At 61.0% G+C, this 23,545-nt stretch carries 22 protein-coding genes, 1 tRNA gene and 1 pseudogene; 17 read left to right on the forward strand and 7 right to left on the reverse strand.

Features of this window, described 5'->3' with window-relative positions:
* Window positions 1-131: 131 nt before the first annotated feature.
* From C482_RS16900 to C482_RS22115, 4 genes are all read left to right on the forward strand, one after another.
* Window positions 132-2,693, forward strand: coding sequence for a PD-(D/E)XK nuclease family protein (locus tag C482_RS16900; RefSeq protein WP_006168988.1), 2,562 nt, complete (start codon window positions 132-134; stop codon window positions 2,691-2,693).
* Entirely contained in the window at window positions 2,690-3,700 is a 1,011-nt protein-coding gene (locus C482_RS16905) for a hypothetical protein (protein WP_006168989.1), read from the forward strand. Before C482_RS16900 ends, C482_RS16905 begins: the two co-directional genes overlap by 4 nt.
* Complete coding sequence (locus C482_RS16910; protein WP_006168990.1) at window positions 3,693-7,292, forward strand: ATP-dependent helicase; 3,600 nt, start codon at window positions 3,693-3,695, stop codon at window positions 7,290-7,292. The genes C482_RS16905 and C482_RS16910 overlap by 8 nt, the downstream gene beginning before the upstream one ends.
* A gap of 280 nt (window positions 7,293-7,572) precedes the next feature.
* A complete protein-coding gene (locus C482_RS22115; RefSeq protein ID WP_006168991.1) occupies window positions 7,573-7,725 on the forward strand; it encodes a PIN domain-containing protein in 153 nt (50 codons plus the stop codon).
* Between the two features lie 152 nt (window positions 7,726-7,877).
* Here the strand turns inward: C482_RS22115 and C482_RS16920 are convergent.
* A pseudogene (locus C482_RS16920) lies at window positions 7,878-8,171 on the reverse strand (hypothetical protein).
* Window positions 8,172-8,735: 564 nt separating this feature from the next.
* Complete coding sequence (locus C482_RS16925; RefSeq protein ID WP_006168993.1) at window positions 8,736-9,629, reverse strand: hypothetical protein; 894 nt, start codon at window positions 9,627-9,629, stop codon at window positions 8,736-8,738.
* Window positions 9,630-9,997: 368 nt separating this feature from the next.
* Between C482_RS16925 and C482_RS16930 the strand changes: the two genes are divergently transcribed.
* Window positions 9,998-10,225 carry a site-specific integrase gene (locus tag C482_RS16930; protein ID WP_006168994.1) on the forward strand — a complete coding sequence of 76 codons (228 nt, stop codon included), beginning with the start codon at window positions 9,998-10,000 and terminating at the stop codon, window positions 10,223-10,225.
* Window positions 10,226-10,550: 325 nt separating this feature from the next.
* Here C482_RS16930 and C482_RS16935 read toward each other — a convergent pair whose 3' ends face one another.
* Both C482_RS16935 and C482_RS16940 read right to left on the reverse strand, forming a co-directional pair.
* Window positions 10,551-10,859, reverse strand: a complete 309-nt coding sequence (locus C482_RS16935) for a hypothetical protein (protein WP_006168995.1) — start codon at window positions 10,857-10,859, stop codon at window positions 10,551-10,553.
* A gap of 688 nt (window positions 10,860-11,547) precedes the next feature.
* Window positions 11,548-11,619 (reverse strand) — tRNA-Ala (locus C482_RS16940).
* Window positions 11,620-11,982: 363 nt separating this feature from the next.
* Between C482_RS16940 and C482_RS16945 the strand changes: the two genes are divergently transcribed.
* From C482_RS16945 to C482_RS16965, 5 genes are all read left to right on the forward strand, one after another.
* On the forward strand, window positions 11,983-12,453 hold the full coding sequence (locus C482_RS16945; protein ID WP_006168996.1) for a 30S ribosomal protein S15: 471 nt from the start codon (window positions 11,983-11,985) through the stop codon (window positions 12,451-12,453).
* Between the two features lie 100 nt (window positions 12,454-12,553).
* A complete protein-coding gene (locus tag C482_RS16950) occupies window positions 12,554-13,945 on the forward strand; it encodes a hypothetical protein (RefSeq protein WP_006168997.1) in 1,392 nt (463 codons plus the stop codon).
* 2 nt (window positions 13,946-13,947) lie between these two features.
* The gene (locus tag C482_RS16955) at window positions 13,948-14,373 is read left to right on the forward strand and encodes a KEOPS complex subunit Pcc1 (protein ID WP_006168998.1); all 426 of its coding nucleotides are present in this window, start codon (window positions 13,948-13,950) and stop codon (window positions 14,371-14,373) included.
* On the forward strand, window positions 14,366-15,007 hold the full coding sequence (locus C482_RS16960; RefSeq protein WP_006168999.1) for a 30S ribosomal protein S3ae: 642 nt from the start codon (window positions 14,366-14,368) through the stop codon (window positions 15,005-15,007). Before C482_RS16955 ends, C482_RS16960 begins: the two co-directional genes overlap by 8 nt.
* Before the next feature lie 175 nt (window positions 15,008-15,182).
* Window positions 15,183-15,473 carry a hypothetical protein gene (locus C482_RS16965; protein ID WP_006169000.1) on the forward strand — a complete coding sequence of 97 codons (291 nt, stop codon included), beginning with the start codon at window positions 15,183-15,185 and terminating at the stop codon, window positions 15,471-15,473.
* A gap of 333 nt (window positions 15,474-15,806) precedes the next feature.
* Here C482_RS16965 and truD read toward each other — a convergent pair whose 3' ends face one another.
* Window positions 15,807-17,240 carry a tRNA pseudouridine(13) synthase TruD gene (gene truD / locus C482_RS16970; RefSeq protein ID WP_006169001.1) on the reverse strand — a complete coding sequence of 478 codons (1,434 nt, stop codon included), beginning with the start codon at window positions 17,238-17,240 and terminating at the stop codon, window positions 15,807-15,809.
* A gap of 169 nt (window positions 17,241-17,409) precedes the next feature.
* Between truD and C482_RS16975 the strand changes: the two genes are divergently transcribed.
* The 3 genes from C482_RS16975 to C482_RS16985 all read left to right on the forward strand — a co-directional run bounded on the left by C482_RS16975 (window position 17,410) and on the right by C482_RS16985 (window position 18,610).
* Window positions 17,410-17,628, forward strand: a complete 219-nt coding sequence (locus tag C482_RS16975) for a hypothetical protein (protein WP_049896922.1) — start codon at window positions 17,410-17,412, stop codon at window positions 17,626-17,628.
* 159 nt (window positions 17,629-17,787) lie between these two features.
* The gene (locus tag C482_RS16980; RefSeq protein ID WP_006169003.1) at window positions 17,788-18,222 is read left to right on the forward strand and encodes a DUF7344 domain-containing protein; all 435 of its coding nucleotides are present in this window, start codon (window positions 17,788-17,790) and stop codon (window positions 18,220-18,222) included.
* A 136-nt stretch (window positions 18,223-18,358) separates the two neighbouring features.
* On the forward strand, window positions 18,359-18,610 hold the full coding sequence (locus tag C482_RS16985) for a hypothetical protein (protein WP_006169004.1): 252 nt from the start codon (window positions 18,359-18,361) through the stop codon (window positions 18,608-18,610).
* A 32-nt stretch (window positions 18,611-18,642) separates the two neighbouring features.
* Here the strand turns inward: C482_RS16985 and pth2 are convergent, their stop codons facing one another.
* Complete coding sequence (gene pth2 / locus C482_RS16990; protein ID WP_006169005.1) at window positions 18,643-18,981, reverse strand: peptidyl-tRNA hydrolase Pth2; 339 nt, start codon at window positions 18,979-18,981, stop codon at window positions 18,643-18,645.
* A 148-nt stretch (window positions 18,982-19,129) separates the two neighbouring features.
* Here pth2 and C482_RS16995 point away from each other — a divergent pair, with 148 nt between their 5' ends.
* Both C482_RS16995 and dcd read left to right on the forward strand, forming a co-directional pair.
* Window positions 19,130-19,750: a DsbA family protein gene (locus C482_RS16995; protein ID WP_006169006.1), complete on the forward strand. Its 621-nt coding sequence runs from the start codon at window positions 19,130-19,132 to the stop codon at window positions 19,748-19,750.
* Window positions 19,751-19,956: 206 nt separating this feature from the next.
* Entirely contained in the window at window positions 19,957-20,559 is a 603-nt protein-coding gene (gene dcd / locus C482_RS17000) for a dCTP deaminase (RefSeq protein WP_006169007.1), read from the forward strand.
* A gap of 85 nt (window positions 20,560-20,644) precedes the next feature.
* Here the strand turns inward: dcd and C482_RS17005 are convergent, their stop codons facing one another.
* Complete coding sequence (locus tag C482_RS17005; RefSeq protein WP_152422038.1) at window positions 20,645-21,016, reverse strand: hypothetical protein; 372 nt, start codon at window positions 21,014-21,016, stop codon at window positions 20,645-20,647.
* Between the two features lie 192 nt (window positions 21,017-21,208).
* Between C482_RS17005 and C482_RS17010 the strand changes: the two genes are divergently transcribed.
* Together C482_RS17010 and C482_RS17015 are read left to right on the forward strand one after the other, a co-directional pair.
* On the forward strand, window positions 21,209-22,108 hold the full coding sequence (locus tag C482_RS17010) for a thiamine-phosphate synthase family protein (RefSeq protein ID WP_006169009.1): 900 nt from the start codon (window positions 21,209-21,211) through the stop codon (window positions 22,106-22,108).
* Window positions 22,109-22,253: 145 nt separating this feature from the next.
* Window positions 22,254-23,495, forward strand: coding sequence for an RNA-guided endonuclease InsQ/TnpB family protein (locus tag C482_RS17015; protein ID WP_006169010.1), 1,242 nt, complete (start codon window positions 22,254-22,256; stop codon window positions 23,493-23,495).
* Window positions 23,496-23,545: the final 50 nt, after the last annotated feature.

Consider the following 23,545-nt stretch of genomic DNA (forward strand, 5'->3'; position numbering starts at 1 on the left):
AACCACAGTTGGTAGCACCGGCGTTGACGCTGTTGAATCTTTGAACACGAGTCCCAGTCCGCCGTGACGTTCTCCCGAATCAATAAGTACCCGCCAACCGACCGTCCGGACGAATACGATTTCGTCCCCACATGTCTCAGTCTCAACCACCCGCTTCAGATACAGCAGCCCCTCTCCTCACCGGCACGCTCCACGTCCTCCCCTTCGGCGGCGGCTCGCTCGCCGCGCGTGTCGCAAGAATCTACTCGAGTACCCTCGAACACGAACCAGTAGATGGCGACCCGCGGAACGTGCTGGTGCTCAAGCGGTTGCCGACGGCGATCGACGAGTTTGCGGCGTCGTTGCGCGACGAAGTCGGGCTTGAAGGGCGACCGAACGTGAAGTCGCTGCCCCGGCATGCGACGGCGGTTGTGGAGGAGGCCGAGCCGGAGTTGACGCGCCTGTCCTACGAGGAGCGGATCGAGTTTCTCGCGCGGGTGCTCGACGGCTACGACTGGTCGTCGTACTTCGAGCGGGCGAGCGAGCACGATTCGTTCGGTCGGGACGTGGGGCAGTTGTTGTTGGATGCGACGTGGAACGGTGGGTTCGGTGTGGATGTAGATGCGGATACAGATACAGATGCAGATGCGGATCTGGGTGCCGATGGGGCTGTGGACACCGAGAGTGATGAGACCAGTGAAAGCGACGGCTCCGCCACAGACGACGATCACGACTACGACGACTACCTCCGGGAACTGGCCGACGTCAACGCCTCCTTCCACGACCATCTCGCGGAGCGCAACCTGGCGGAGCAGGCCCAGACGATCGAACGCGCAATCGCGGCACTCGAACGCGAGGCGATTCGTGAGCGGATCGAGCGCGAGTTCGACGCGGTGCTCGTCGTCGAGTACGAGGAGTGTGGCGATCTCGACCGGGAGTACCTGCGTGCGCTCACCCGGAACGTCGACCTGATCTGCGTCGCCGAGGAGCACGCGAGCATCGAGCGGACGAAGACTGAGGTGGGATCGGTTCGGCGATTTGCAGACGGACTCGAGATCGTCGATCACACCGCCGACGGCGCGCAGAAAGGGGAAACCGACGCGATACTCGGTGTTGTCTCGGACGGCGGAACGGCAGCAACACAGCCGGACACGGTGTCCGAACCGGGACGAGTCGGTCAGCCGTTCGGCGCGTTTCTTGCGACTGGACGGCCGACTCGCCGGGGAGAGAACGGCGAGCTTGCAGAAACCGAAGGTCACGCTTCGGCCACCGCTGCGCGCGTAATCAGTGAACCGACGCTCGACCAGCAGGTCGAGACCGTCGCGAACGAAATCGAGTACCTTCGACAGAAACAGGGCCTCGAATACGAGGACGTGGCCGTCCTGCTCCGTTCCATCGGGAACCCCGCGCCGCGCGTTCGCAGAGTGCTCCAGCACGCCGGGGTGCCGACGGCCTCGGCCGGCGTCAACGGCCTCGAACAGGACCTCGCCGTCCGGGAACTGCACGCACTCGCCCAGTACCACATCGATGACCGCGAGCGGGCCTACGACCTGCTCGCGGCACGAGTGCCGGATCTCACCGAAGACCTCGTGCAGCGCTGTGTCGTCAGGAACTCGGTTTCCAAGAGCCTGAAACGCTGGATCGTCACGACGGACCTCAAACGCCGGATCGCCGAGGACGCCGACCCGATCGACGCCAGAGAACAGTTTCGAAACGTCTCCCGGCTCCTCTCGATCGCCGAATTCGTCGACGAGCAGGACATCCTCGCGGGCGACTGGATCCAGTTCGTCACCATGCTCGAGCGGGCGATCACCTACGACGCGCCCTACGCCCACACCGCCGAGGTCGCCGTCCCCGAAGGCGGCGTCACCGTCGGTGACGTGGGGCTCGTAAAACACGATAGCCGGCGCGCCGTCTTCCTGCTCAACGTCGTCGACGGCGAGTACCCGGGCAGTGAACCGCTCTCGCCGCTCTTTCCGACCGCCTGGATTAAACGGATGGACGGCTACCCGGCCGTCACGAATCCGAGTCCGGAGGCCGTCGCGGAGACGTACGCCACCGTCAACGTCGAGGAGATTACGGACAACGCGTTCGAGCGCTATCACGCCGAACGGACGCGCCGCCAGCTCGCGATCGGTGCCCGCGCCGCCGAGGAGTACCTTTACTTCTGTACCTACCGGCAGACGGACGGCTCGGTTGGCCGCCTGCAACACCGCTCACGGTATCTGCACGCAATCGACGAACACCCACATCCCGCGCTCTCGCTCGCTGACCTCGGCGGTGGCGGAGCGGACGGCTGCGAGGGCGAGAGTGATGGCGATGGCGACGGCGAGAACGAGACCATCCCGTCGCGCGACCTTTACACCCTCGGCAGCGCCTCCGCCGAAATCCTGTCCCAGCCCTGGAACGCCCTCGAAACGGTCCAGGCCGAAGCCAGCACCGGCGGCGAGGTCGCACTCGAGTCCACTGAAAAAACACTGGCTGCGATCCAGCGGGTACTCGAGGAGAGCGAGGATGTGGACCCGCGATTCGAGCGGGCGGTCGAGACGCAGTTCGATCTGGCGAGAGGGGCGATTCGGCCGGAGAGTGGTGAGGTCGGTGAGAGTAGTGAGAGTGGTGGTGGTAGTGGGAGTGATAGGAGTGAGCGAGTAGATGGCGGTGGACGAAGAGATGACGACAGACTGGGCGGAAACGACGGAGGTGAGACGCGATGACGCCACCATCGTCTGTTGAAAGTGAGGCAGACGACGAGTCGGCTGCGCAAGCGGGCCAGCCCGTCGTCACCGCTGACGCGCTCGCGACACACCTTGTCTGCCCGCGCCAGTACGAGTTCGCGTTCGAACGCCCACTCTCGGCGCGCAAAACGAGTACCGACCGGGTTCGCGACCGTCGTCGGCAACTCCTCCGGCGGTCGATCATCGCCGGGCTGCGCTCGGAGGCGGATTCAGATGAGGGTCGTGTCGAGGCCGCACTCGAGTGGCTCAATCACGAGTGGCGACAGGCCAGCGCCGGCGACCGGCAGCCGTACATCGCAGACGCACAGGAGCAGTACGATGCGAACGCGCTGGCGGCTGCGGTGGAGGCGTACTTCGAGAACGGCGGGCACGGACACGCCGAGCGGCTAGTCGAGGCGGACACTGTGGTCAGCTACGAGCGCGACGGTATCCGGTACGAGGCGACCGTCGATGCTGTAGTCGAGCGCGACAGGGGCTATCTCGGCATCAGGTACGTCCCGACGCTACACGGCGTGTTGCAGGTCAGCTGGTCTGACACGCACGTCCGGGAGTTCGTGGACGGCCAGTCGTACTATCCGCGCCAGATCGGTAGCTTCGTCAGGGCCGGTGTCGCAATTCGGGGCCTGAAGGCCGAGTACGGCTTCGATCTGCCCTGTGACTTCGCCTACGTCGCGCCGCTGGCTGAGAGTCGGCCGGCCTACGAGTCCGAGTCGGGCGTGCGCGTCGACGTGGAGCAACGGCACTTCGAGGACGCCTTCGAGGAGGAGACGCGGGATCTCGTGGACCTGATCGAGGAGCGAGCCGCAGCAATTGGCGACGGGAAGACCGACCCGCGGGCGTGGCGGTTTGAGAACATTACCAATTCGGCCTGCCAGTACTGCGCCTATCGGGACGCCTGTCCCGATCGGATGGGTGCCGAACTCGCGTTTATCGACCGGGAGCCGACTCGCGGTGAGCGTGGTGAACGAGGTGAGATCGATGACTGAGCGTGAGACGACGACTGATACCGCGGACGCTGTCGCACCGACCAGTGAGACGGACGGCGAACCCGACGCCGCGGCGCTCGAGCCAAAGGGCAACCAGCCAGCCGTTATCGACGCAAGCGGTGGCGCACACACCGTCGAAGCTGTCGCCGGCTCCGGCAAGACGACGACGATGGTCAAGCGCCTGCAAGCCGAAATCGAGGAGCGCGACGTTGCGCCCAACCGGCTGCTGGTGCTCACCTTCGCGAACGAGGCCGCTCACACGATTCAGGAGAAACTCCGCGAGGCGCTCGGCCCGCAGGTCGCCTTCGATATCGATGTCTACACCTACCACTCGTTTAGCTCGAAACTTCTAACGGAGTACGCCTACCACGTCGGCGTCTCGCCCGAGTTCGACCTCGTCACCGAGGAAGACCGTCCGCAACTGATCGAGTCCGTCTACGGCGACGTCGACTTCTCGTTCGTCGCAGCCGGCTCGCCCTCTGCCGGCGGCACGAGCGACCAGACGCTCTCCGCGCTCACCTCGTTCATCGAGGCGATGCGCCGCGAGGCCGTCACCCCGGCCGATATTCGATCGTACCTCCCCAGTGACGAGGACCTGCGGGATCTGCTCGGGCTCGTCACCGATCTCGAGGAGATGGCCCATCAGGTCATCAACGTCGACGCGAACGACCTCTTCGGAAACGCGGACAACCTCGCCGACCGCTGTGACCGCCTCCCCCGAGTCTACCGCGCGAAAGCCCGCCAGTTCGACGGCGAGGGTCGGGTTCACTCCGCCGTCAGCGACCACCTCGAGGCGATGGCCGAAACGGCAGAGAACATGGCCGACCACCTCCGAACTGAATCCGACCTCGAGTGGCAGGCGTTTCGGCTCCCCGAGGCGATGTTCGAGGGCGAGCGGGGGCCACTGACCTCGATCACGCAGACGCCGATGGGACGGTTGTCGAACTACGTTCACATGCTCCGGCGGGCGCGGGCGTTCGTCGGCGCGTACGAGGCCTATCTCGGTGCGCTCGACGAGCGCAACGCCTTCGACTACGACGAACTCATCCACCGGACCGTCGACCTGCTTCGTGACGAGCAGGTCCGTGACGACATCCTCGCCGAGTGGGACGCCGTTTACTGCGACGAGTTTCAGGATACGGACGAGTCCCAACTCGAGCTGGTCGAGGAACTGCGCGACGGGCTCGACATCATGGTCGTCGGCGACAGCGACCAGGCCATCCACGAGTGGCGCGGGCAGGACCCCGAGAATATGTCGAAATTGCCCGAGTCGTTCGAGGAGATCGGACTGGATCTGAACTTCCGGTCGCGCCAGCCGATCCTCGATCTCGCGACGAATCTCGATCCTGAAAAGGACGAGATCGAGGCCGACAAGGAGCCGAACCCACCGAACGTTTTCAAAGTCGACAGCGAGGGCGAGCGCACACCGGCGCAGGTGAGCACGACAATTTCACACCTCCTCACGGGTCGGTTTGAGGATGTTCCCGAGCGCAAACTCGAGGATATCGCAGTGCTCGTCCGCCGAAACCAGAACGCTCGCGATATCGCAGCCCAGCTAGATCGGGACAGCATTCCCTACACCCTCTCGAGTGACGCCGCTGGCGAACTCGGCCACGGCGTGCGGACGGTACTGTCGTACTTCCGGGTTCTCGTGGAGCCCGGCGACGACGTGAGCTGGCAGCGCGTCCTCTTGCACCTCTATCGCGTTCCCGAGGGCGACGTGGATACGCTGTTGCGAGCCGGCGAGACCGTTCCGGCGGGGTACGACGCGCTTCCAGATCCGGTCGCCGAACTCTGCTGTCCCGACCGTGTCCGCGAGGCGCTCACGGACTACGACACGCTTCGATCGGTCTCGGACACCCACTCGATCTCCGAGCTCTACCGGCATTTCAAGCGCGAGACGCGCATCGACTGGTTCCTCCGCGAGCACGACCGGGACGCCCTCGCCAACGTCGAGCGCCTGATCGAGGCGTTCAACGACAGTCCCGTCCAGTCCGAACTAACACCGGCGTTCGTCGACTACCTGGAGCGCCAAGCCCACCTGCTCTCGGCCGACGACGAGACGGCGACTAGCCCCGGTTCACAGTCCGAAAATGCCGTCGACGTCATGACGATCCACCAGGCGAAGGGCCTCGACTTCGATACCGTTCTGCTCCCCTTCCTCACCGAATCCGAATTCGGCCACATCACTCTCGCGAACTACCAGCGAGACCTCTACCGCTACGACGTGCTCGTCGACGACGTGCAGGGCGAGCTGGCCGACCCGCTGCGGGCCGACTGCAGCGACGACCAGATCGCAGAAGAGTGGCGCGTCCTCCACGTCGCACTCACCCGAGCGAAGGAGCACCTGTTCCTCTTCGGCAACGACGTCGAGGAGCAGGGACCCGGTGCGGACATGCTGGACGAGCACCTGCCCAAGGGGGCCGGCGGAACCGACGAAAACGGCGGCACCGGCGGAACGAGCGAGACCCCGATCCACTGGGCTGCCGAGGGACCACGTTTCCCCGTCTGGGACGCACTCATGGACAGCTACGACGAGATTGCGGCCGACACACCCGACGCCGTCCGGGACTACACAGACGCCGTCAACCGCGGCGTCGACGAGGACCCGGGGACGATCACGTACTACCAGACCGAGGTCTCGACCGACGAAGCACTCGAGACGGTACTCGAGTTCGCCGACGAGGTTGTCGCCGGGACGCTCGCTGATGGCGACAGCGCCTCAAATCCGAACACCGCCCGCTTCGCCGACGCCCCCCTCGGCACCAGCGTCGACGTCGAACTCGCCCGCCAGCACAGCCACACCGCACTCGAATCCGTTCGCAACTGCGAGCGAAAGCACGTCCTCGATCACGTGGTCGATGCGTTCCCCGACCCAACCCCAGCTACCGGGGGGTCAGCAGAGGTGACCCAGGCCGACGTTGGCTCGCTCTTCCACGATGTTGCCGAACTCGCCTACTGGCGCGGCTACGACAGCAAAGCCGAGTGGCGTGAGGCCTGCGAATGGGTCGCACGCAGCCGCGACCTGACGAACGCGCTGGGGCCAGCACTCGAGTGTATCGACCGCTACTTCGAGACCGACGTGCCGGAGTGGCCGGCGGTCGGGTCCGAGGTGCCGATCGCCGTCGACGGCGACGAAATCGCGGACGTGGACGGCGACATCGCGGCTATAGACGACCTTGCAGCCATCGAAGGCGACATAACCGGCTACGTCGACAGCGTTCGCCGCCACCCAGACGGCGGTCTCGTCGTGCTCGACTACAAAACGAGCCAAGCGCAGAAGGAACTGGAGACGAGCCACCAACTTGAGCTCTACGTCCGCGCCTGTCAGGACCGCTTCGACGACCCGATCAACCACGCTGGCTACGTCTACGTCGGCGACGCCGGGCCAGCAGTCCAGGTTTTCTCGGTCGACGAACTGGCCACGCTGTGGGAGTCGGTACTCGAGGATCTGGCGACGGCGGACGGCTCGTCGTTCGCGAACGCGACGCCGGGGCCACACTGTCAGTTCTGTCCGCACCGGTCGCTTGGCTGTTCCGAGGGCAAAGACGAGTCACCGTCTCTGGATGCGTTCCAGATCGATGGCCAGTGAGTTTCGGACCGAGTGCATTCGTTCGTGCGGACTCCCCCGTCCGTGTTCGGTCGAGTTACCCGCGGCTCTGTCCGTGTCAACTCGAGTTGGTCTCAGCGGACTTGAGGGCGTCATTCGACCCGATGCCGTCTGAACCGTGATGCGGTGGTCGACTAAATCTCACCTGGTGGCTCTATCGAAGACTATTCGGCTGCGAACGCCACCTGACGAAACGACTTAGAATGTGCATACACTAGTCCAATGAGCAAATTGCACTTGAAGCCGCCCGGTACAGGATGAATTGCTCGCCGACGGTGAGCGACTGGCCGTTCGCGACCTCATGATGGCAGCGACCGCGCGCTCAACCGGTGGCCAACTCGTCGTTGCTGACTCGGATTTTCAGACGGGTGTACTCGAGGACACAATGGACGTGACGAATCTTCGGGACGACTGATCACTTCCGTCCCATCGGTATTTAGGTAGAGTGCGAGTGGATGACTGGTACGAAGTAAAGTGAGCAAAACGAGCGGAAGTTGCCGGCCGTTGCTTTCGATCTGAACTCGATAGGCTCCGTCACCAGTAGCTTCCGGTGATGTAGCGCGCGGGTCAACAACTCTTGAGTGTCTGCTCCTGGCTGTCGTAACCTCCTGGTGGGTTGATCTGGTGGAGTGACGACCACTCGAGGACATCCTCAAGGTCAGAGGTGACGTACCAGGACTTCTGGCCGGCCGACATCTCGGCCCAGATCACCGGCCAGCCGTCGTGCCAGTACCAGCCTGCAGTGTTCGGTCCCTAGGTGAGCAGGATCACCCTCACGAAGGCGATCGCGAGCAGATTTCGGTCGTGATAGACCTCGTCGATAGATTTGCTGTTGTCAAGTGGCGGGTCAATAGAATCCATACCAGAAGAGGCTCGAGGAAGGTGATAGCAGTCCGGAATATCATAGCGTCGTGATAATGAAATTAATGTTTAAACGGTCCGGCACCAGGTAGAAATGTACCATGCCGATCCACCAGTTGACACAAGTTGCTCGTACGTCGGGCGGTATTGTGCTTCCGAAGAGCGAGCTTCGGGCGCTTGGATTGGTTAATGAAGAGGATAATGTGAAAGATCAGCCAGTATGGGTGACGCGAACTGATACTGGGACATGGGAAGTTTCCGTTATTGGTCCGGAAGAATATCCGGAGTCAAATAGCTAAACCACTGCTACTGTCCCTCAATCTCGAAAGCAGCAGTGAATTACAGAGATAAGCCACTACAATTTTCCTGATTTTCCAACGCATATCTTAGTCACAGAAAGCAGGGATTTGTTGGGAAGTTTTATTTATAGCAATCCCATAGGCATTCACAGTAACAATGACCCTTCAAGAAGCTGTTCGTGATGTCCGTGAACAGTACGATATCCCGGACAACGAGCGTCTCCGGGAGTTGGCGCAATCGAATGCGCATCTCCGTGATTAATTCTTATTCCGTTTCAGAACTACTGTTTTCGGTACGCAGGAAGTCGATGAATCCCTCTTCCGATAGTGCCGGCTCCTGAACGAGATTTCCTACTCCACCTCGAGTGGCCAACTCCTCCGCGAACTCAATGCAGTGTGCCTCGTGCAACTCGGCGTATTTCTCCCACGCCTCGTGGTAGTGCATATCGAGGTCGTAGTCATCGAGCGGAATCTCGATATCGTGTTTTCGGCGGACGGTTTCACACCCGATCCGTTTCAGCGTGAGAAAATACAGGTTATGTCGTCGTACAGTTAGCAGCCGCTTTGATTCGATGATATAGGGATCGACCCATTCACGCCATTCGTACTCTTCGGTATGGGTTTTCGGTGTTTCAAAATTCGCTCCAGCAGCCTCGAGATAGGTCTGTGCCATCGTGATCCCAGTTCGGTGATTCGCGTTCGGTAGCGAGTGTCTCAGGATTAGATTTGACATCAAACTTCCAGCAACGTCCGTCGCCGATCCGTTCCACGAAACGTGATTGATCGCTTCGGGGACTCGCTTAATCTCGAGATTCTTGTAGATCGCAAGTTCACTACCGTTCTCCTGTTCTTCCTGTTGCATCTCGGTGAAGAACTGGAGTAACCAGATAGCGATGACCCGGCTCGTCGGATCCATTGGCTCTAAGTCTTCCTCCAACTGAGCGGGGCTAATTTCCCGATCGAGATCGTCAGCCGTTCCCGACACACCCGGCGTATAGAGGACACGCACGTCTCCGTCCGGAAGCGGGTAGTCCATCACCTTGACATCGGCCGTTGGGTCGCTGAGTTTGTCCTCGAACGCATCCGGATCCGTACTGACATCCTCGAGCGAATAGTTGATATCATCCGGATGGTGCTGCTGGACAACTCGAGTCGTCATCTGATTAACTTACTACGAGGAAGGGAGACGGATATATCCATTGCCCTCAGCGTCTCATAGTGTCCGCAAAGCCTGTCCTCGAGGGCATTGTGATCGAGATCGTGGCCAACTCGAGTACCAACAACCATATTCTTCACCGACTGTCAGGACACAACTGAGTATCGAGGATACTGAGGTGATTTAAGCCGCTTCCTCGTCGTGAGTGGGCGGCGATGTCCGAGAAGTACGACAGGTCTCGGACAGAATCACCCCGATTCGGCCCTCGAGGACCACCGAAAAAACTAGATTACTTGCGGTTTGTGTTCGGGATGCAGACATCACGGACACATGAATTTTCAACAGCACGAGAAGCGCGACGACATGAAAGTATGGCCCAGTTAGGACGAAAGATGGCACTTCTCGAGGCTGCCGACGGAACCCAGCAGCGAATCGCCTTCGCGCTCGGGGCGCGCTGCGGGCTCCGATCACACGAAGTGCTCGACATTGCTCCTGCGGACATCGTAGATACCGACGCCGGCACGATGCTACGTGTCCGGCATGGGAAAGGAGGCCAGTTTCGCGAGATACCTGTTTCACGAGGGCTGGCAAACATATGATGGGATGGGAGATTTTGAGAAAGACACTGAATAGTAGGTAGAGTATTTCTCTCTAAGTGCTCGAGCCAACGGCAATGGTTGATACACCGGATCGATCTCCCTTTCTCAATTCAGTATCCTCCATATCGTGATCTCGTACATGTCGTGGTGAATCGGAGCGATCAGTCCGGCAGAAACGAGCATCTGATACTGCTCACAAATCCAGGATTTGAAACCTGATACTTCCAGTCTCGAGGTCATCACTGATACTGACGACCGCAACCGTAGCACAGGTACTCGAGGAACCGGTCGTCGAACGAGTCAATTCACCCCGTCGACCGGTGATTCACGTTGAATCGGATTCGTTTCCAGAACCCGTCTCAGTTTCGGTCCCATCTACTTGAGCCCAGGTTTCCGTATCCAACTCGCCATTGAGATATGCTGCTCCGTCGTCCGTGATCACGTAGACGCCGTTTCCGAGGTGCGTGAGTAAGCCCTTCTCGGCGAGTGTTCGACACCGGCGAGCGATATGCTGACGAGAATAGCGAATCCGCCCCTCCTCTTTCATCTTCTTTGGAGAGCCAGAACCGTGCTCATGGATGTACTCCAGGATACGATCGTCCACGAGTGACATCCAGTCTCCTGAGTAGCGCATACTCGCGGATACGGCACATTGGAATCTAAACGTCCGCAATATAATACCTACAGACCAATATAATTTCAGCACACCTGCGTAACATTCATGTTCCAAAGGAACATAAGAGAGGGTGGAGTCGCTGAGAGGCGGCTCCTAATCACGTGCGGCCGACGCGTACGTCCACACTGCTGCCCCGCTGTGGGGCTATCAGTGATCGGGTGCACGCGTCAACCCCGCATCCGTCGGCGGACACTGGCTTCCACCACCCGAACGCTCACGGAACTACCTACGCCGACGCTGACGGTCGACGGTAGCTAACCACCCTATCGTGGCCGTCCCGTCGCCGCGCGGCCGCTCGGCCGTTGAAACTCTCGAGAAACAGTCACAGAACGGTTCGAACCTACTTCTCTCTTCTTGCTGTACGGAGTCAATCGTAGTTGTTCGCAGAAGCCGACGACTCGAGACTCAATCACGGTACTCACACGAAGGGCGGTGGTTTCGCTGGGATTGAGCAAACCTGAAGGGTGTGCGATGTTCGTTGAGTCCACAACTGAAGAGTGAAACGACGTAAAGAAATGGACTCGCCGGGATTTGAACCCGAAGGAAGACGGTCGTTCGCTTCGCTCACGCTGCGACTTCCAGGGCTTCAAATCCGCCATCGACGACGATTCGCGGCGCTCACGAATTTGTTCTCGCCGCAGAATAGTGGACTCGCCGGGATTTGAACCCGGGGCCTCTCCCATGCCAAGGGAGTGATCTACCTCTGATCTACGAGCCCGCTTCGCAATACGCACTTTCCCACGGGAATAGATAAACCCCTCGAAATCGTCGGGTCGGCCCTGTGGTTGTCACACAGGGGTACTCGAGTACACCGCCGTTTCCCACATCCCAATCACGCCCACGACGGTGTCCGGTTCACGACGTGCACCGACTGTGACCGCTGTCTAGAAACCCTTTAGTCCGTGCCGCGGGAAGCGACGATGGGAAGCGCACGGCCGCAAATCTGACAGTGCCACTCACTTGGGTGGCTTGGGATTGCGGAAGTGCATCTTGCACGGAGCCGGATTGCGGTCGACTGGGTCATGCGATCCAGTGCGAGCGCTATCCATCCGAGCGGTCAGTGCGGTTCCTATCCTCACCAATGGCACGAATGCATACCCGCCGTCGTGGCTCGTCCGGTTCGGACAAGCCAACGGCAGACGAACCACCGGAGTGGAGCGACGTCGACCCAGCAGATGTCGAAGAACGGGTCGTCGAACTGGCAGCACAGGGTCACGACCCAAGTCAGATCGGCATCAAGCTGCGTGACGAAGGCGTCACCGGCACGCCCGTCCCTGACGTGAAGCTGGTGACCGACAAGAAGATCACCGAGATTCTCGAGGAGAACGACGCCAAGGCGGACGTTCCCGAGGATCTTCGGAACCTGATGAAGCGCGCAGTTCGACTGCGCGAGCACGTCCAGGAGAACCCACAGGACTACCAGAACAAGCGCTCCCTGCAGAACACGGAGTCGAAGGTTCGACGCCTCGTCGACTACTACCGAGGTAACGAGCTTGAGCCGGACTTCACGTACTCCTACGAGGTTGCGGTCGACCTCCTCGAGGAGCACTGAGTTCTGAGCTGGGAGCGACGGCAGACAGGAGGAGCTGGAACCTAGACGCTGCGTCCGTAGCGTCCGCAGGTGACCCGCGACCGCGAACACGACACCCACAATGTCCACGAACGGCCACCCGGATCAGGAATCGGAAACCGAGTTCGGTTCCGACGCCGACACCGCTGTGACAGCCGCCACCGCCATCGAGAGCGCCGGCTTCGTCCGCGTCATTACGCGGGCCGACGGCGACGCCCTCGCGGCCAGCGGCCTGCTTACGGCGGCACTCTCGGCGACGAACACGCCGTTCCAGGTGACCGTCGGTCGGACAATCGCCGACCGAACCGAGCGCGCAACGCGCCACGCTGACACTGGCGACGCCAGTGACGAACTGGCCGTCGTCTTCGGCACGGTCGACGAACCGGCGCGCGAGCACGCCATCCGCCTCGATTCCGACGAGCGGCCGGCCACACTCGCCGCAGCGGATACCGTTCGTGAACTCGGTTCGAGGGACTCGGACGACTCGAGTACCCCGGCCGAGACACGGACCCAGACACCGACCCGGACACCGACCGACGAACCAACCAGAACCGAGCCCACACTCGATCCGGTGCTCGCACTCGCAGGCCTCGTCGCCGCCGGGGTCGATCCCGGTGCTGGCGAGAGCGAGTGGGTACTTGAGTCCGCACGCGAGCGCGGCCTCGTCGAACGCCGACCGGGTGTCGCGGTGCCGACCGCGGACCCGGTAGACGGGCTGGCACACTCGACCCACCTGTGTGCGCCGTGGTCTGGCGACCTCGAGGCGATCCGGGAGGCACTCTCGCCGACCGGACTCGACCTCGACCAGCCCGAGACGTTCGACGGGGACGACCACCGGACGCTCGGCTCACTCGTCGCGCTCGATGTCGTCGGCGCGGACGACGCAACGGAGACGGCGGCGACGTCGATCCAGCGCGTCCTCCGGCCGTACGCGATCACGAGCGACGAGTACGCGTTCGCAACTGTCGGCGGCTACGCCGCCGTCCTCGAGGCGACCGCCCGCGCGGAGCCCGGCACGGGAGCCGCGCTGGCGATGGGTCTCGACGCTCGGGAGCCAGCGCTCGCCGCCTGGCGGGCATACGGCTCGCGCGCACACGCCGCACTCAAGTCGGCCTCGATGGGGCGCTACGACGGGCTGTTGGTTGTCGACATCGACGGCGGGCCGGTCGAAGCGGTCGCACAGATCGCACTCGCGTACCGCTCGCCGGAGCCGACGGTGCTCGCCGTGGGTTCGGGCGAAGCGTCGCTTGCGACTCGCGAAACTGGGCCGAGTTCGGGCTCGATCGCAGCCACCGTGGAAGCGATCGTTCGCGACCTCGCCGACGATGGCGTCCAGGCGACGTACGACGTGGGTCACCGACGTGGCTATCTGCGCTTCGGTGCGGACGAGGCGGCGTCGGAGCAGGAGTCACAGGCGCAGGACGCAGTGGCGGACGACTCGACGATCATCGCAGCAGTGAGAGGACACTACTGACCATGCCGGCACACACGAACACGAACGACTCGCTCGAACACGCGACGGCGACGATCCGCACGTCCCACGACGATCCCGATCTCGTTGCGCGGGCGCTACGCCCGGACAACACTGACGAGATGGAGACCGTCACGGACGGTGACAGCGTCGTCACGCGGATCGAGCGCGAGTCGACGAGTGGGCTGCACTCGACGGTCGACGACTACGTCGTCAATCTCGAGGTTGCAGTCGACGTTGTTCGCACGGCACGCGAGGCCGGCGTGGCTACTGACGCGACTGCGCAGTCTCCAGCACCATCCGTTTCACCCGCTTCATCCACTTCATCCACTTCGGATGCAGACGCAGCCGACGAACAGCGCGATAACCCGACGGACACGGGTACTGTGTCCGACACAGACACCGACAACACACACGATACCAATGAGTGAACGTTCAGTCTCACGTGCGAAACAGGAAAAGCGGTGGTACACCGTGCTCGCTCCGGAGCAGTTCGACCGGACGGAGCTCGGCGAGACCCCCGCCGACGAACCGGAAAAGGTCTACGACCGAACCATCGAAACGACGCTTGGCGAACTCAACAACAACGCCAGCGAGAACAATACGAAGCTGACCTTCAAGATCACTGACGTGGGCAGCGACGCCGCATACACGGAGTTCATGGAGCACTCCCTGACCCGTGACTACCTGCGCTCGCTCGTCCGCCGCGGTGCCTCGAAGATCGAGGCCTACGTCACCGTCCTCACGACGGACGACTACCGTGTCCAGATCCAGCCCGTTGCCTTCACGACGAAGAAGGCCGACGCGAGTCAGGAGAAGGCCATCCGCAACCAGATGGTGCAGATGATCGAAGCGGCGGCCGAAGAGCGCACCTTCGAGGAACTGATCGACAGCGTCGTCGAAGGCCGACTCTCCTCGGCAATCTACGGTGAAGCCAAGACGATCTACCCGCTTCGCCGCGTCGAGATCCAGAAGGCAACGCTCGAGGCCCGTCCCGAGGAAGTCGCCGAAGAGGAAGCGACCTCCGTCGACGTCGACGACGAAGACGTCACGGCCGACGACTAACTGCTCGAGTACCGTTTCGAGACGATTTCGTTTTTTCGCGGGCAGTGCTGTGGCTAGTAGCGACGTTCTGTATTCAGGACGACACCTGAAACTGAAACTGAAACCGACGGTTCGGTACCTACGTCTGCGAATGGGACTTCGAAAATATTATTCGCTTCATTGACGCGAATACCGTATGACAGACGATATCTCACTGGATGGGCGGACACTTGTTGGCGTTGCAAATGATGAAGGCGGAGAAGTGGGTGCAGAGACTGTCTTTCACTTCGAACAGAACGGCCAACGAATATACGCGAATTATTCCGGTGGCAGTGTCGTCGACGGACATTTGGTTGGTACCTTCGATGGGGAACAGTGGGATATCCGATACGTCCAAATAAACACAGCAAACGAAACCGCTACCGGCCACTCCATTGGTGATGTCGAACTTCTCGACGATGGTCGTATCAGAGTTGAAGATGAGTGAGAATGGGAATCGAAGCCTGGATCGGGTGAGTCGGTGCACGAAGAAGTTGACCAGTAGATGATTGCTGGATAATCTGCCTTCGACTGTTCACTACTTGGTCTATACTGAACGGTAGTTTCACTACTGGCACTATAGTAGCCACTGCAAGTCACTGCGCACCTGATCGTACGACGGCAGCGCGGGTCGGAGCGAGTGAACTGAGCGAGAACCGCGAACGTGCGGTCAGTGTGTAACTAGTTGCAGTTGTTACTATAGAAAAACCAGCTCTCCACTACTGGTACTGTCGCAGCGTCCGGACTGCGCGTCCGTCGAACAACTCAATCGCAGCGGTTCTTACCCAAGGTGGATCGGATCGACCTTCATGAACTCCCGGAGGACGACAGTCGCGTACGACCCCTTCGGCAGCGCGAACGAGAGGGTGAGCGAGTCTGCTGCAGCCTCGGACTGCTCATCCCCGGCCGTCTCGACCCCGAGTTCAGTCTGCACGAGGACTGCCCGCCGCGTGCCAGTCGAGTGGAACTCACCGGGCAGGTCGAAGTCCTCGGGTGCAAGATCGAGGTCATCAAGCACGGCGCGTTCGATCTCACCCTGTTCACCGTCGGCGAGTTCTGTTTCGGTGCCGACCAGCGGCGCGGTGACGAACGCGCGCCCGCGCTCACAGTGGCGCGTCACAGACCGGACACGTCGCTCGTCGACGCGCTGGAGGCGGTCCGTATCCGGAAGCACGAGCTCCTCGGGCACGTCGTTGCCGGTGTCGGCGAAACACACAACGTCGCCCGCTATCGGGCGGTCGAACGGTAGCCCGCGCTCGAGTCGCTCTGAGAGCATCAGATTGAACGCGTACGACTGCGCGGCGTGGACGAACAGCCGCTGGAGGTTCGAGGGCATGCGCTCGAGTGCAGCGCGGAAGTCGGCGGGGTCGGGCTCGCTGCTTCCGTCGCCATTGGCGGTACACTCTGCGAGTTCGTGGAGCATCGAGCGCTCGTAGCGCAGTCGGTTCGGGAACCGATTGAGCGCTTCCTGCCAATCTCGTGTCTCCTCGATAAATCGGCGAGCCTCCTGTGTGCTCTCGGGTTCGGCATCTGCCGGCGCGCCAAGATAGGCCATCACTGCACCCTCCCAGTTCCCGCGGACGATTTCGAGACCGACCTCGTGGGTGACCGGCCGACGGCTGCCGAAGCGCTGCTGGCCGAAGAAGTTGGGGACGCCGACGGGTGTTGATTCCGTCTCTGACACATCACCGGTCGCAGCAACGTCGAGGCCACCGAACTCATACAGTTCGCCCGCGATCTGTGAGGCAGTTTCTGGTTGGTCGGCATCACTCACCACGATTTCGAACTGATTCCCTGCGAGGTCACCGAACTCGAGTGACCGGCCGGCGCGTCCGAGGACCTCGAGGTCGGCACCGTCGATGTCGGGAAGTTCGGTGGCGTCGGTACCGCTGGAGGTATCGTAGACGGAGAAGAGCTGGGTCGTGACGGCGTACTTGTCCTTGGTGCCGGCCCAGTTGACGCGTTCGCGTGAGATGCCGAGTGCGTTCGAGAGACGGGTTGCGAAGTCGTTGGTATCCCAGCCGCGCAGGGTTGCGCGGAAGACGAGGTGTGGGTAGGCGTCGGTTGAGGCGTCGATCGGTTCAGTCGTGAAGCGCTCGCGTTCGCGAACGCGAAAGTGGTCGTCGGCCGCGCGGAGGCGGCCACCGACGCCGTCGGTGTCGCTGACGTAGGCCTGCATTCCAACGGCCTGTTCCGTGGGGTGTGCCGGGCGCATGCTGATGACGTGGTTTTGGGTGCCGGCGGTAAATCGGTTCGTTCTTGCCGGTCGTTCGATTTGCCCGCCCTGTCTTCCTCTACGGGATCGAATCGTCGATATGGTTATTGCTGCTGGTAGCCTCACAGCGACAGGCGATCGACTGCCGATCTGTCTTGGAAACCCCATCATGGATGCAAACCACTCTCCGGAAGACCGGGCTGATGCGACTGATGCGTTTGAGTCTGAACTGAAGACGCTCGTCACGACTGGATTCGCGCGTGGAGCGGCTATCGAGGCGACGTGGGTGATCAAAACGCCAATCGGGGACGCACCCGATTGGATAGTTACCATCAAACGAGAGAATTCGACGCCCGACCCGCCACACGACAGCTTTCCGGTCGAGTGATGGGTGAACGTTTCATTCGCCGTGATTGTTTCTTTCGGATGTAAGAATAGACAATAAAAGCTATAATGGCTCTCGCCTAGAGACACATGTACTCTGCTGAAGTCGGCTAGCGAGAATTGTCGGTGATCGGGAGCAGTGTAGGTGAAGTACGGAGCGAGTATGAAGTCCCAGACACACAATCCTACCGATGAAGCGACAGAGACACGCCTGATCGATACGACTGAACTGTTCGACGCGTTCGCCGTCCAACGGCGACAGTACGCACTCGCATATCTCATACACCACCCATCACCGGTTCCAATCACGGACCTCGCCGTGTTCATCGCCCGCCAAGAACGCGATGCTGCAACCAGACCGTACTCAACGGATGACCAGTACGAGCGCGTACTGGTCGACCTCTGCCACGTTCACCTCCCAAAGCTAGCCGATATCGGCCTGCTTCAATACGACACGAACACCGAGCTCGTCGAACTTCTCGTCGACTCACAGATCCTCGTTCCGTACCTCGAACTAACGGATATCGACCACTTGGCCATCGATGTTAGCGTTGACAGTGACACTGACACAGACACCGACGCACCACCCTCAGCGTGAGCCACAGCGCGCGGTTGCGAGCCGCGGACTCACTTCTATCGCCTGCACGCCGTCTCCGTGCCGTGCGCCGTCGTCGTGGACGGACGTGCTGACGCAGGAACGACCACTTTTCAGGACGGACCGCGACCGACACCGTATGGTTACGCCCGTGAATCCCCCAGTGAGCCAGACGACGGTTCTCCCAGGTATCCCTGTCATTGCGACCCTGCTTCCTACCAGTGCCGTCGGCACCACCTCTGCTGTCATTGTGCTCGCCGCAGGCGTGTACACACTTGCGTTGCTCGTCGGCCTCGTATACGTCGACGAACCCCTCTCGAGACGAACGGCCTGGTGGGCGGGCCTGTCGCTCTCGGTACTTCTCGTCGCCGCCGCGGTGTGGCAACTGTAGGGCAGGTCGCCGCTAAAACTGGAACTGAACCCCTAGAACAGCGAGAGTTCGCCCGTAATGCTATCGACCCGATCGTCACCCGCCGGTCCGACTGCGAGCGCCGTCACCGTCCCGGGCTCGAGTTGGGTGTGACCAGCGTCACGGACAACCGCGTTCGGCACGCCGTCGCGCTCGGCGATTTCAGCGAGTTCGTGCAACTGCCGCTCGCTCTCGCCCTTGAGCACGACCTTCTTCTGCCCGTTTCGCTTCCACTGGTCGCGCAGTTGCGAATCCGCCTTCTCGTAGGCCGACAGCGATGCGTGTGCGACCTGCGCGGCGAGCTTTCCCTGTCCCATGCCGATATCCGTGCGGGCGACGATGGCCTGCTTCATGTCTCCGTACTCGAGTGCGACCGATAAAGCAGCGACGATCGAACGATAGCCATCTCCGACCACGCCGTGCCGGTGTCAGTGTGAGTGGCGTCCCGGTGCCATCGTGCGAGACGATACACATTTGGGGGCAGCATCGCTAGTCGCGAGCATGAACCAGACGCGCCGTGCCTTCCTCGGGACGACGACCGTCGTCGGTCTCGGGGTCGTTGCCGGCTGTCTCGGCAGTGAGGATCCACCCGAGCCACCGGTCGCCGGCAATCCGGACGCCGACGTCACCGTGACGGTGTACGAAGACTTCTCCTGTCCGTTCTGTCGGGACTTCAAACTCGGCGTCTTTCCCGACCTCGAGGAGCAGTACCTCGAACCGGGCGACGTTCGATACGAGCATCGGGACTTCCCCGTCATCAACAGTCCGTGGTCCTGGGAGATTCCGAGCGCGGCCCGGGAGGTCTTCGAGAGTGCGGGCAACGACGCGTTCTGGGAGTTTACGACCGAGATCTACGCCTACCAGGGATCGTACAACTACGGTGCCATCGAGGGCGTCGCCGACGAGGTCGGAGCCGACGGCGCGGCGATCCGCGACGCTGCCGAAGACGAGAGTCACCGCTCGACGGTCGAGGACGACAAGTCCTACGGCGAATCCAACGGCGTCAGCGTAACCCCCACCATTCTCGTCAACGGCGACGCCGTCGAACTCTACGAATCCGAGGACTTCGAAGCGAGGGCACTCGAGGAGACGTCCGCCGCAATTGACGCGGCACTCGAGTAACTCTCTGCGCTCGTCTGTTGCGTGCATCCGCAATCTGTTCCTGTAGTCTGTTACTGCAATCTGTTCCTCGTCAGTCGTACCCAGCCGTCCGTACGCTGCCACTGTCACCTGATCTCACGAAGCAGCTACTCGAGTACCGCCAACTCTCACCCCTATCCAAACGCTGGATCGAACAGTTTACACACCCGCCGTTCGACTCGTCGGATATGATCCTCTCCGATGCGGATATTCTCCGACGACTGGAGGAAGGCGACCTCGTTGTCGATCCACTCGACGACCCCGAATTACAGATTCAGCCGGCAAGTGTTGACCTCCGACTGGGACGGGAGTTTCTTGAGTTCCAGCGGACGAATATCCCGTGTATCCACCCGACCTCGGAGCGAGAGGTCGACGAGTACGTGACCGAGACGGTTGTCGAGGACGGCGACGACTTCATTCTCCACCCGGGCGACTTCGTGCTCGGAACGACCTACGAGCGCGTCGAGATTCCGGCAGACCTGATCGCCCACGTCGAGGGTCGGTCTTCGCTCGGCCGACTTGCTGTTGTCGTTCACGCCACTGCGGGGCTCTGCGACCCGGGATACCGTGGGCAGATCACGCTTGAACTCTCGAATCTCGGCAGTGCGCCGGTCGCGCTCACGCCGGGGATGCGAATCTCACAGCTCACGTTTACGGAACTCAAAACGAAGGCAGAGCGACCCTACGGCAGCGAGCGCGGCTCGAAATATCAGGATCAAGACGGACCCCAGGCCTCGCGCATTCAGAGCGATCACGAGTTCGGTGGTGACCAACTGGACCGAGACGACTGATCGAGGGCCTCTCGGTTACGATTGCAACGATTCGACAGTGCTCAAAGCGGTGTCGTGTGGACAACTATTTGTTTGGCAGTGGCGGCTACAGCTTTGACGAGAGCCACGTGCCGAGCACAATCCCGAACCCGATTCCGATCAAGACTCCGGAAGTGAGCCCAAGATTCAGGAGTTCGGTTCCAGCAACGATGCCGATCAGGAAGCCGATGCTGAATCCAGCGTAGCTGCCGGCACCGCGGCGCTGGCTCTGTGAGACCTCGCCCGTGAGTCCGGCGACGACGCCAGCGACTGCAAGCGCACCCGCCAGCGCACCGATCGGCAGGGCGAACAGCATCGAGAACGCGATCATATGCGTGATCAGCCCCTCGATGGAAGCGCTGACGACGATGAACGTTGCAAAGCCGGATGCAATGGCGAGTACGGGCGCGGGCACAGGCGCAGAAGTAGTGTCAGTCATCCGTTTTTCCTAGGTTTCGCCGACGACCGTATAAATGATCCGTCGTATCGCTATGGTTCGATAGCATCTGTGAGACGTTGTCACCGCCAGCGAGTTCACGAGGTCTACAGCCACCGCACAACGGGACCCACAACAACAGCAACAACAAGACCCATAAGTTATTCCCCAGGCACTCATACGGAGAACTAACAGATGCAATTCGTCGAAGAGATTGTCGTCGACGAGTTCCTGCCGACGATCCGGTCACTGTTGGCAGGCGAACTCCGCGAGCGTGGCCTCACCCAGAGCGACGTCGCGGATGTCCTCGGGATCAGCCAAAGTGCCGTCTCGAAGTACGCCCACGGTGACGTCACGATCAACGAACGCATCGCCGACGACGAGCGCGTCAGCGCCACCATCGAGGAACTCGCCGACGGCCTCTCGACAGGCGACGTGACGCCCGTCCAGGCGCTCATCGAACTCGAAGTCCTCGTGCGCGAACTTGAGACGGGAGGCGATCTGCTCGCACAACTCCACGAGGAGGCGGTGCCCGAACTCGCAGATCACGGCGCGAGCTTCCGGGTGCACGACCCCGAGAGCGACCTGCGGACCAGTGAGCGTGTCGTTTCGTCGCTGCGCCGCGGATTGCGGATTCTCGAAAACGCAAGCGGCTTCGCGGGACTCATCCCGGCAGTTGGGTCGAACCTCGTCGCCTGCACGCCGGATGCGGAGGGTATCGACGACGTGGCCGGTGTCCCCGGTCGCATCTTCGACGTAAAAGGACGAACGACGGTCCCCGCCGCTCCCGAGTTCGGTGTCTCCGAACACGTTGCAACCGTATTGCTCGCCGCGCGTCGTCACGGCGCGGATGCCTCGGCGGCGATCAACATTGCCTATGATGACGACCTGCTCGCCGCCCTCACGGAGCGTGGCCACGTGACCGCCGAATTCGACGAAGTCGACGACATTACCTCGAGCGTCGGTGCAGCGATCGACGACGAACCAGAGGCGACCGTGCTGTATCAGACCGGCGGTACCGGTATCGAACCGCTGATTTACGTCCTCGGTGCCGATGCGGAGTCCGTCGCGGACGACGTGCGGTCGTTGCTCTAACTTCTGCGGTTTCGCAGAGCCACGGTAACAGACGACGATTTATACTGGTTTGCTAGGCGAATACCCCGACCCACCGTGGTCAGGGATGAAGCCGACAGCCACCGAACAAACCATTAAGTAGACACAATCCAACCAGTAGGAAGCGATGGAATATAGTCACCGCTACTACGTTTATCCGACACAAGAGGTAGCGGTTCGACTGGAGCACCACATCGACGTTCATCGCCAACTCTACAACCACATCCGCTGGGACTACGAAAACAGCCCAGAGGATGACAAGCCCAGTGAGTACGACCAAAACAACAAACTCCCCGAGTGGAAACAACGGTGGCCGGTGTTCAGCGAACTCCACTCAAAAGCCGCCCAAGCCACCGTCGCACGCTTCCACCGCAACCTCTCGAACCTTTGTAAGAAGAAAGAGAAGGGACACAAAGTTGGACGGCTCAAACGGCAAGCACCCACCGAGTATCGGAGCGTGACGTACAATCAGTCCGGTTTCGACCTTGATGAAAAGAGGGGCCACGACAAGTACGCGCACGTCCGATTCAGCAAAATTGGATGGGTCAAAATCCGATACTCTCGCCCGATTCCCGACCACGCCACGATCAAAGAAGCCACGTTCAAAAAGGAGACAACTGGCGAGTGGTTCGTCTCCTACGGGTTGGAAACCGACGATGCTGACCTGCCGGCGAAACCCGACGTGGGCTCGCTGAACGCGAGCAACAGCGTGGGTATCGACCTCGGTATCCTCAACTACATCCACACCAGCGACGGCAAAACCGTGGATTGGCTCAACCTCGAAAACGACTACGAGCGATTGCGCCGCGAGCAACGCAAGCTCTCGCGGAAAGAACATGGGTCGAACAACTGGGAGAAGCAACGCCGAGAAGTTGCGAAGGTCACGCGTCGTATCCAGCGGAAGGTGCTGGACTACCAGCACAAGTTGACGACGTGGCTCGTCCACGAATACGATGTCGTGTTCGTGGAAGACCTCAACGTATCGGGAATGTTCCAAGGGGATGGGAACGCTCGGAACAAGCAGGATGCGGCGTGGCGACAGTTCATCACGCTCCTCGAATACAAAGCCGATCTGTACGGCACGCACGTCAAGCAGGTTGAACCTGAGGGAACAACGAAGGAGTGTGCATCGTGTGGCGTGGAGACAGCGAAACCCATCTGGGTGAGAGAACACTCCTGCCCGTCGTGCGGTTTCGAGACGGACAGAGATGCAAACGCGGCGATGAACGTCCTCAAGCGCGGCTTTTCTGAACTAGGGAAGGGATGGCCCGAAGACACGCCTGTGGAGACTGTGACCGCTACGGACACGACTCAGTTCGAGTCTGTGTCTGCAAGTCACGTCGTGAAAACAGGAAGCCTGCCCTCGTGAGAGCAGGATTCCCCGCACCACCGTGTGCGGAGTAACATTCAATTGTCCGG

The sequence above is a fragment of the Natrialba chahannaoensis JCM 10990 genome (assembly GCF_000337135.1).
Taxonomy (GTDB): domain Archaea; phylum Halobacteriota; class Halobacteria; order Halobacteriales; family Natrialbaceae; genus Natrialba; species Natrialba chahannaoensis.

Excerpts from the sequence above, each read along its gene's own strand:
- C482_RS16935 (WP_006168995.1), bottom strand. The coding sequence starts at position 10,859 with ATGCGCTACTCAGGAGACTGGATGTCACTCGTGGACGATCGTATCCTG.
- C482_RS16980 (WP_006169003.1), top strand. The coding sequence starts at position 17,788 with ATGAAGTCCCAGACACACAATCCTACCGATGAAGCGACAGAGACACGC.
- pth2 (WP_006169005.1), bottom strand. The coding sequence starts at position 18,981 with ATGAAGCAGGCCATCGTCGCCCGCACGGATATCGGCATGGGACAGGGA.
- C482_RS16905 (WP_006168989.1), top strand. The coding sequence starts at position 2,690 with ATGACGCCACCATCGTCTGTTGAAAGTGAGGCAGACGACGAGTCGGCT.
- C482_RS16995 (WP_006169006.1), top strand. The coding sequence starts at position 19,130 with ATGAACCAGACGCGCCGTGCCTTCCTCGGGACGACGACCGTCGTCGGT.
- C482_RS16910 (WP_006168990.1), top strand. The coding sequence starts at position 3,693 with ATGACTGAGCGTGAGACGACGACTGATACCGCGGACGCTGTCGCACCG.
- dcd (WP_006169007.1), top strand. The coding sequence starts at position 19,957 with ATGATCCTCTCCGATGCGGATATTCTCCGACGACTGGAGGAAGGCGAC.
- C482_RS16945 (WP_006168996.1), top strand. The coding sequence starts at position 11,983 with ATGGCACGAATGCATACCCGCCGTCGTGGCTCGTCCGGTTCGGACAAG.
- C482_RS17005 (WP_152422038.1), bottom strand. The coding sequence starts at position 21,016 with ATGACTGACACTACTTCTGCGCCTGTGCCCGCGCCCGTACTCGCCATT.
- C482_RS16925 (WP_006168993.1), bottom strand. The coding sequence starts at position 9,629 with ATGACGACTCGAGTTGTCCAGCAGCACCATCCGGATGATATCAACTAT.
- C482_RS16960 (WP_006168999.1), top strand. The coding sequence starts at position 14,366 with ATGAGTGAACGTTCAGTCTCACGTGCGAAACAGGAAAAGCGGTGGTAC.
- C482_RS17010 (WP_006169009.1), top strand. The coding sequence starts at position 21,209 with ATGCAATTCGTCGAAGAGATTGTCGTCGACGAGTTCCTGCCGACGATC.
- C482_RS17015 (WP_006169010.1), top strand. The coding sequence starts at position 22,254 with ATGGAATATAGTCACCGCTACTACGTTTATCCGACACAAGAGGTAGCG.
- C482_RS16950 (WP_006168997.1), top strand. The coding sequence starts at position 12,554 with ATGTCCACGAACGGCCACCCGGATCAGGAATCGGAAACCGAGTTCGGT.
- C482_RS16900 (WP_006168988.1), top strand. The coding sequence starts at position 132 with ATGTCTCAGTCTCAACCACCCGCTTCAGATACAGCAGCCCCTCTCCTC.
- C482_RS16955 (WP_006168998.1), top strand. The coding sequence starts at position 13,948 with ATGCCGGCACACACGAACACGAACGACTCGCTCGAACACGCGACGGCG.
- C482_RS16965 (WP_006169000.1), top strand. The coding sequence starts at position 15,183 with ATGACAGACGATATCTCACTGGATGGGCGGACACTTGTTGGCGTTGCA.
- C482_RS16975 (WP_049896922.1), top strand. The coding sequence starts at position 17,410 with ATGGATGCAAACCACTCTCCGGAAGACCGGGCTGATGCGACTGATGCG.
- C482_RS16985 (WP_006169004.1), top strand. The coding sequence starts at position 18,359 with ATGGTTACGCCCGTGAATCCCCCAGTGAGCCAGACGACGGTTCTCCCA.
- C482_RS16930 (WP_006168994.1), top strand. The coding sequence starts at position 9,998 with ATGGCCCAGTTAGGACGAAAGATGGCACTTCTCGAGGCTGCCGACGGA.
- truD (WP_006169001.1), bottom strand. The coding sequence starts at position 17,240 with ATGCGCCCGGCACACCCCACGGAACAGGCCGTTGGAATGCAGGCCTAC.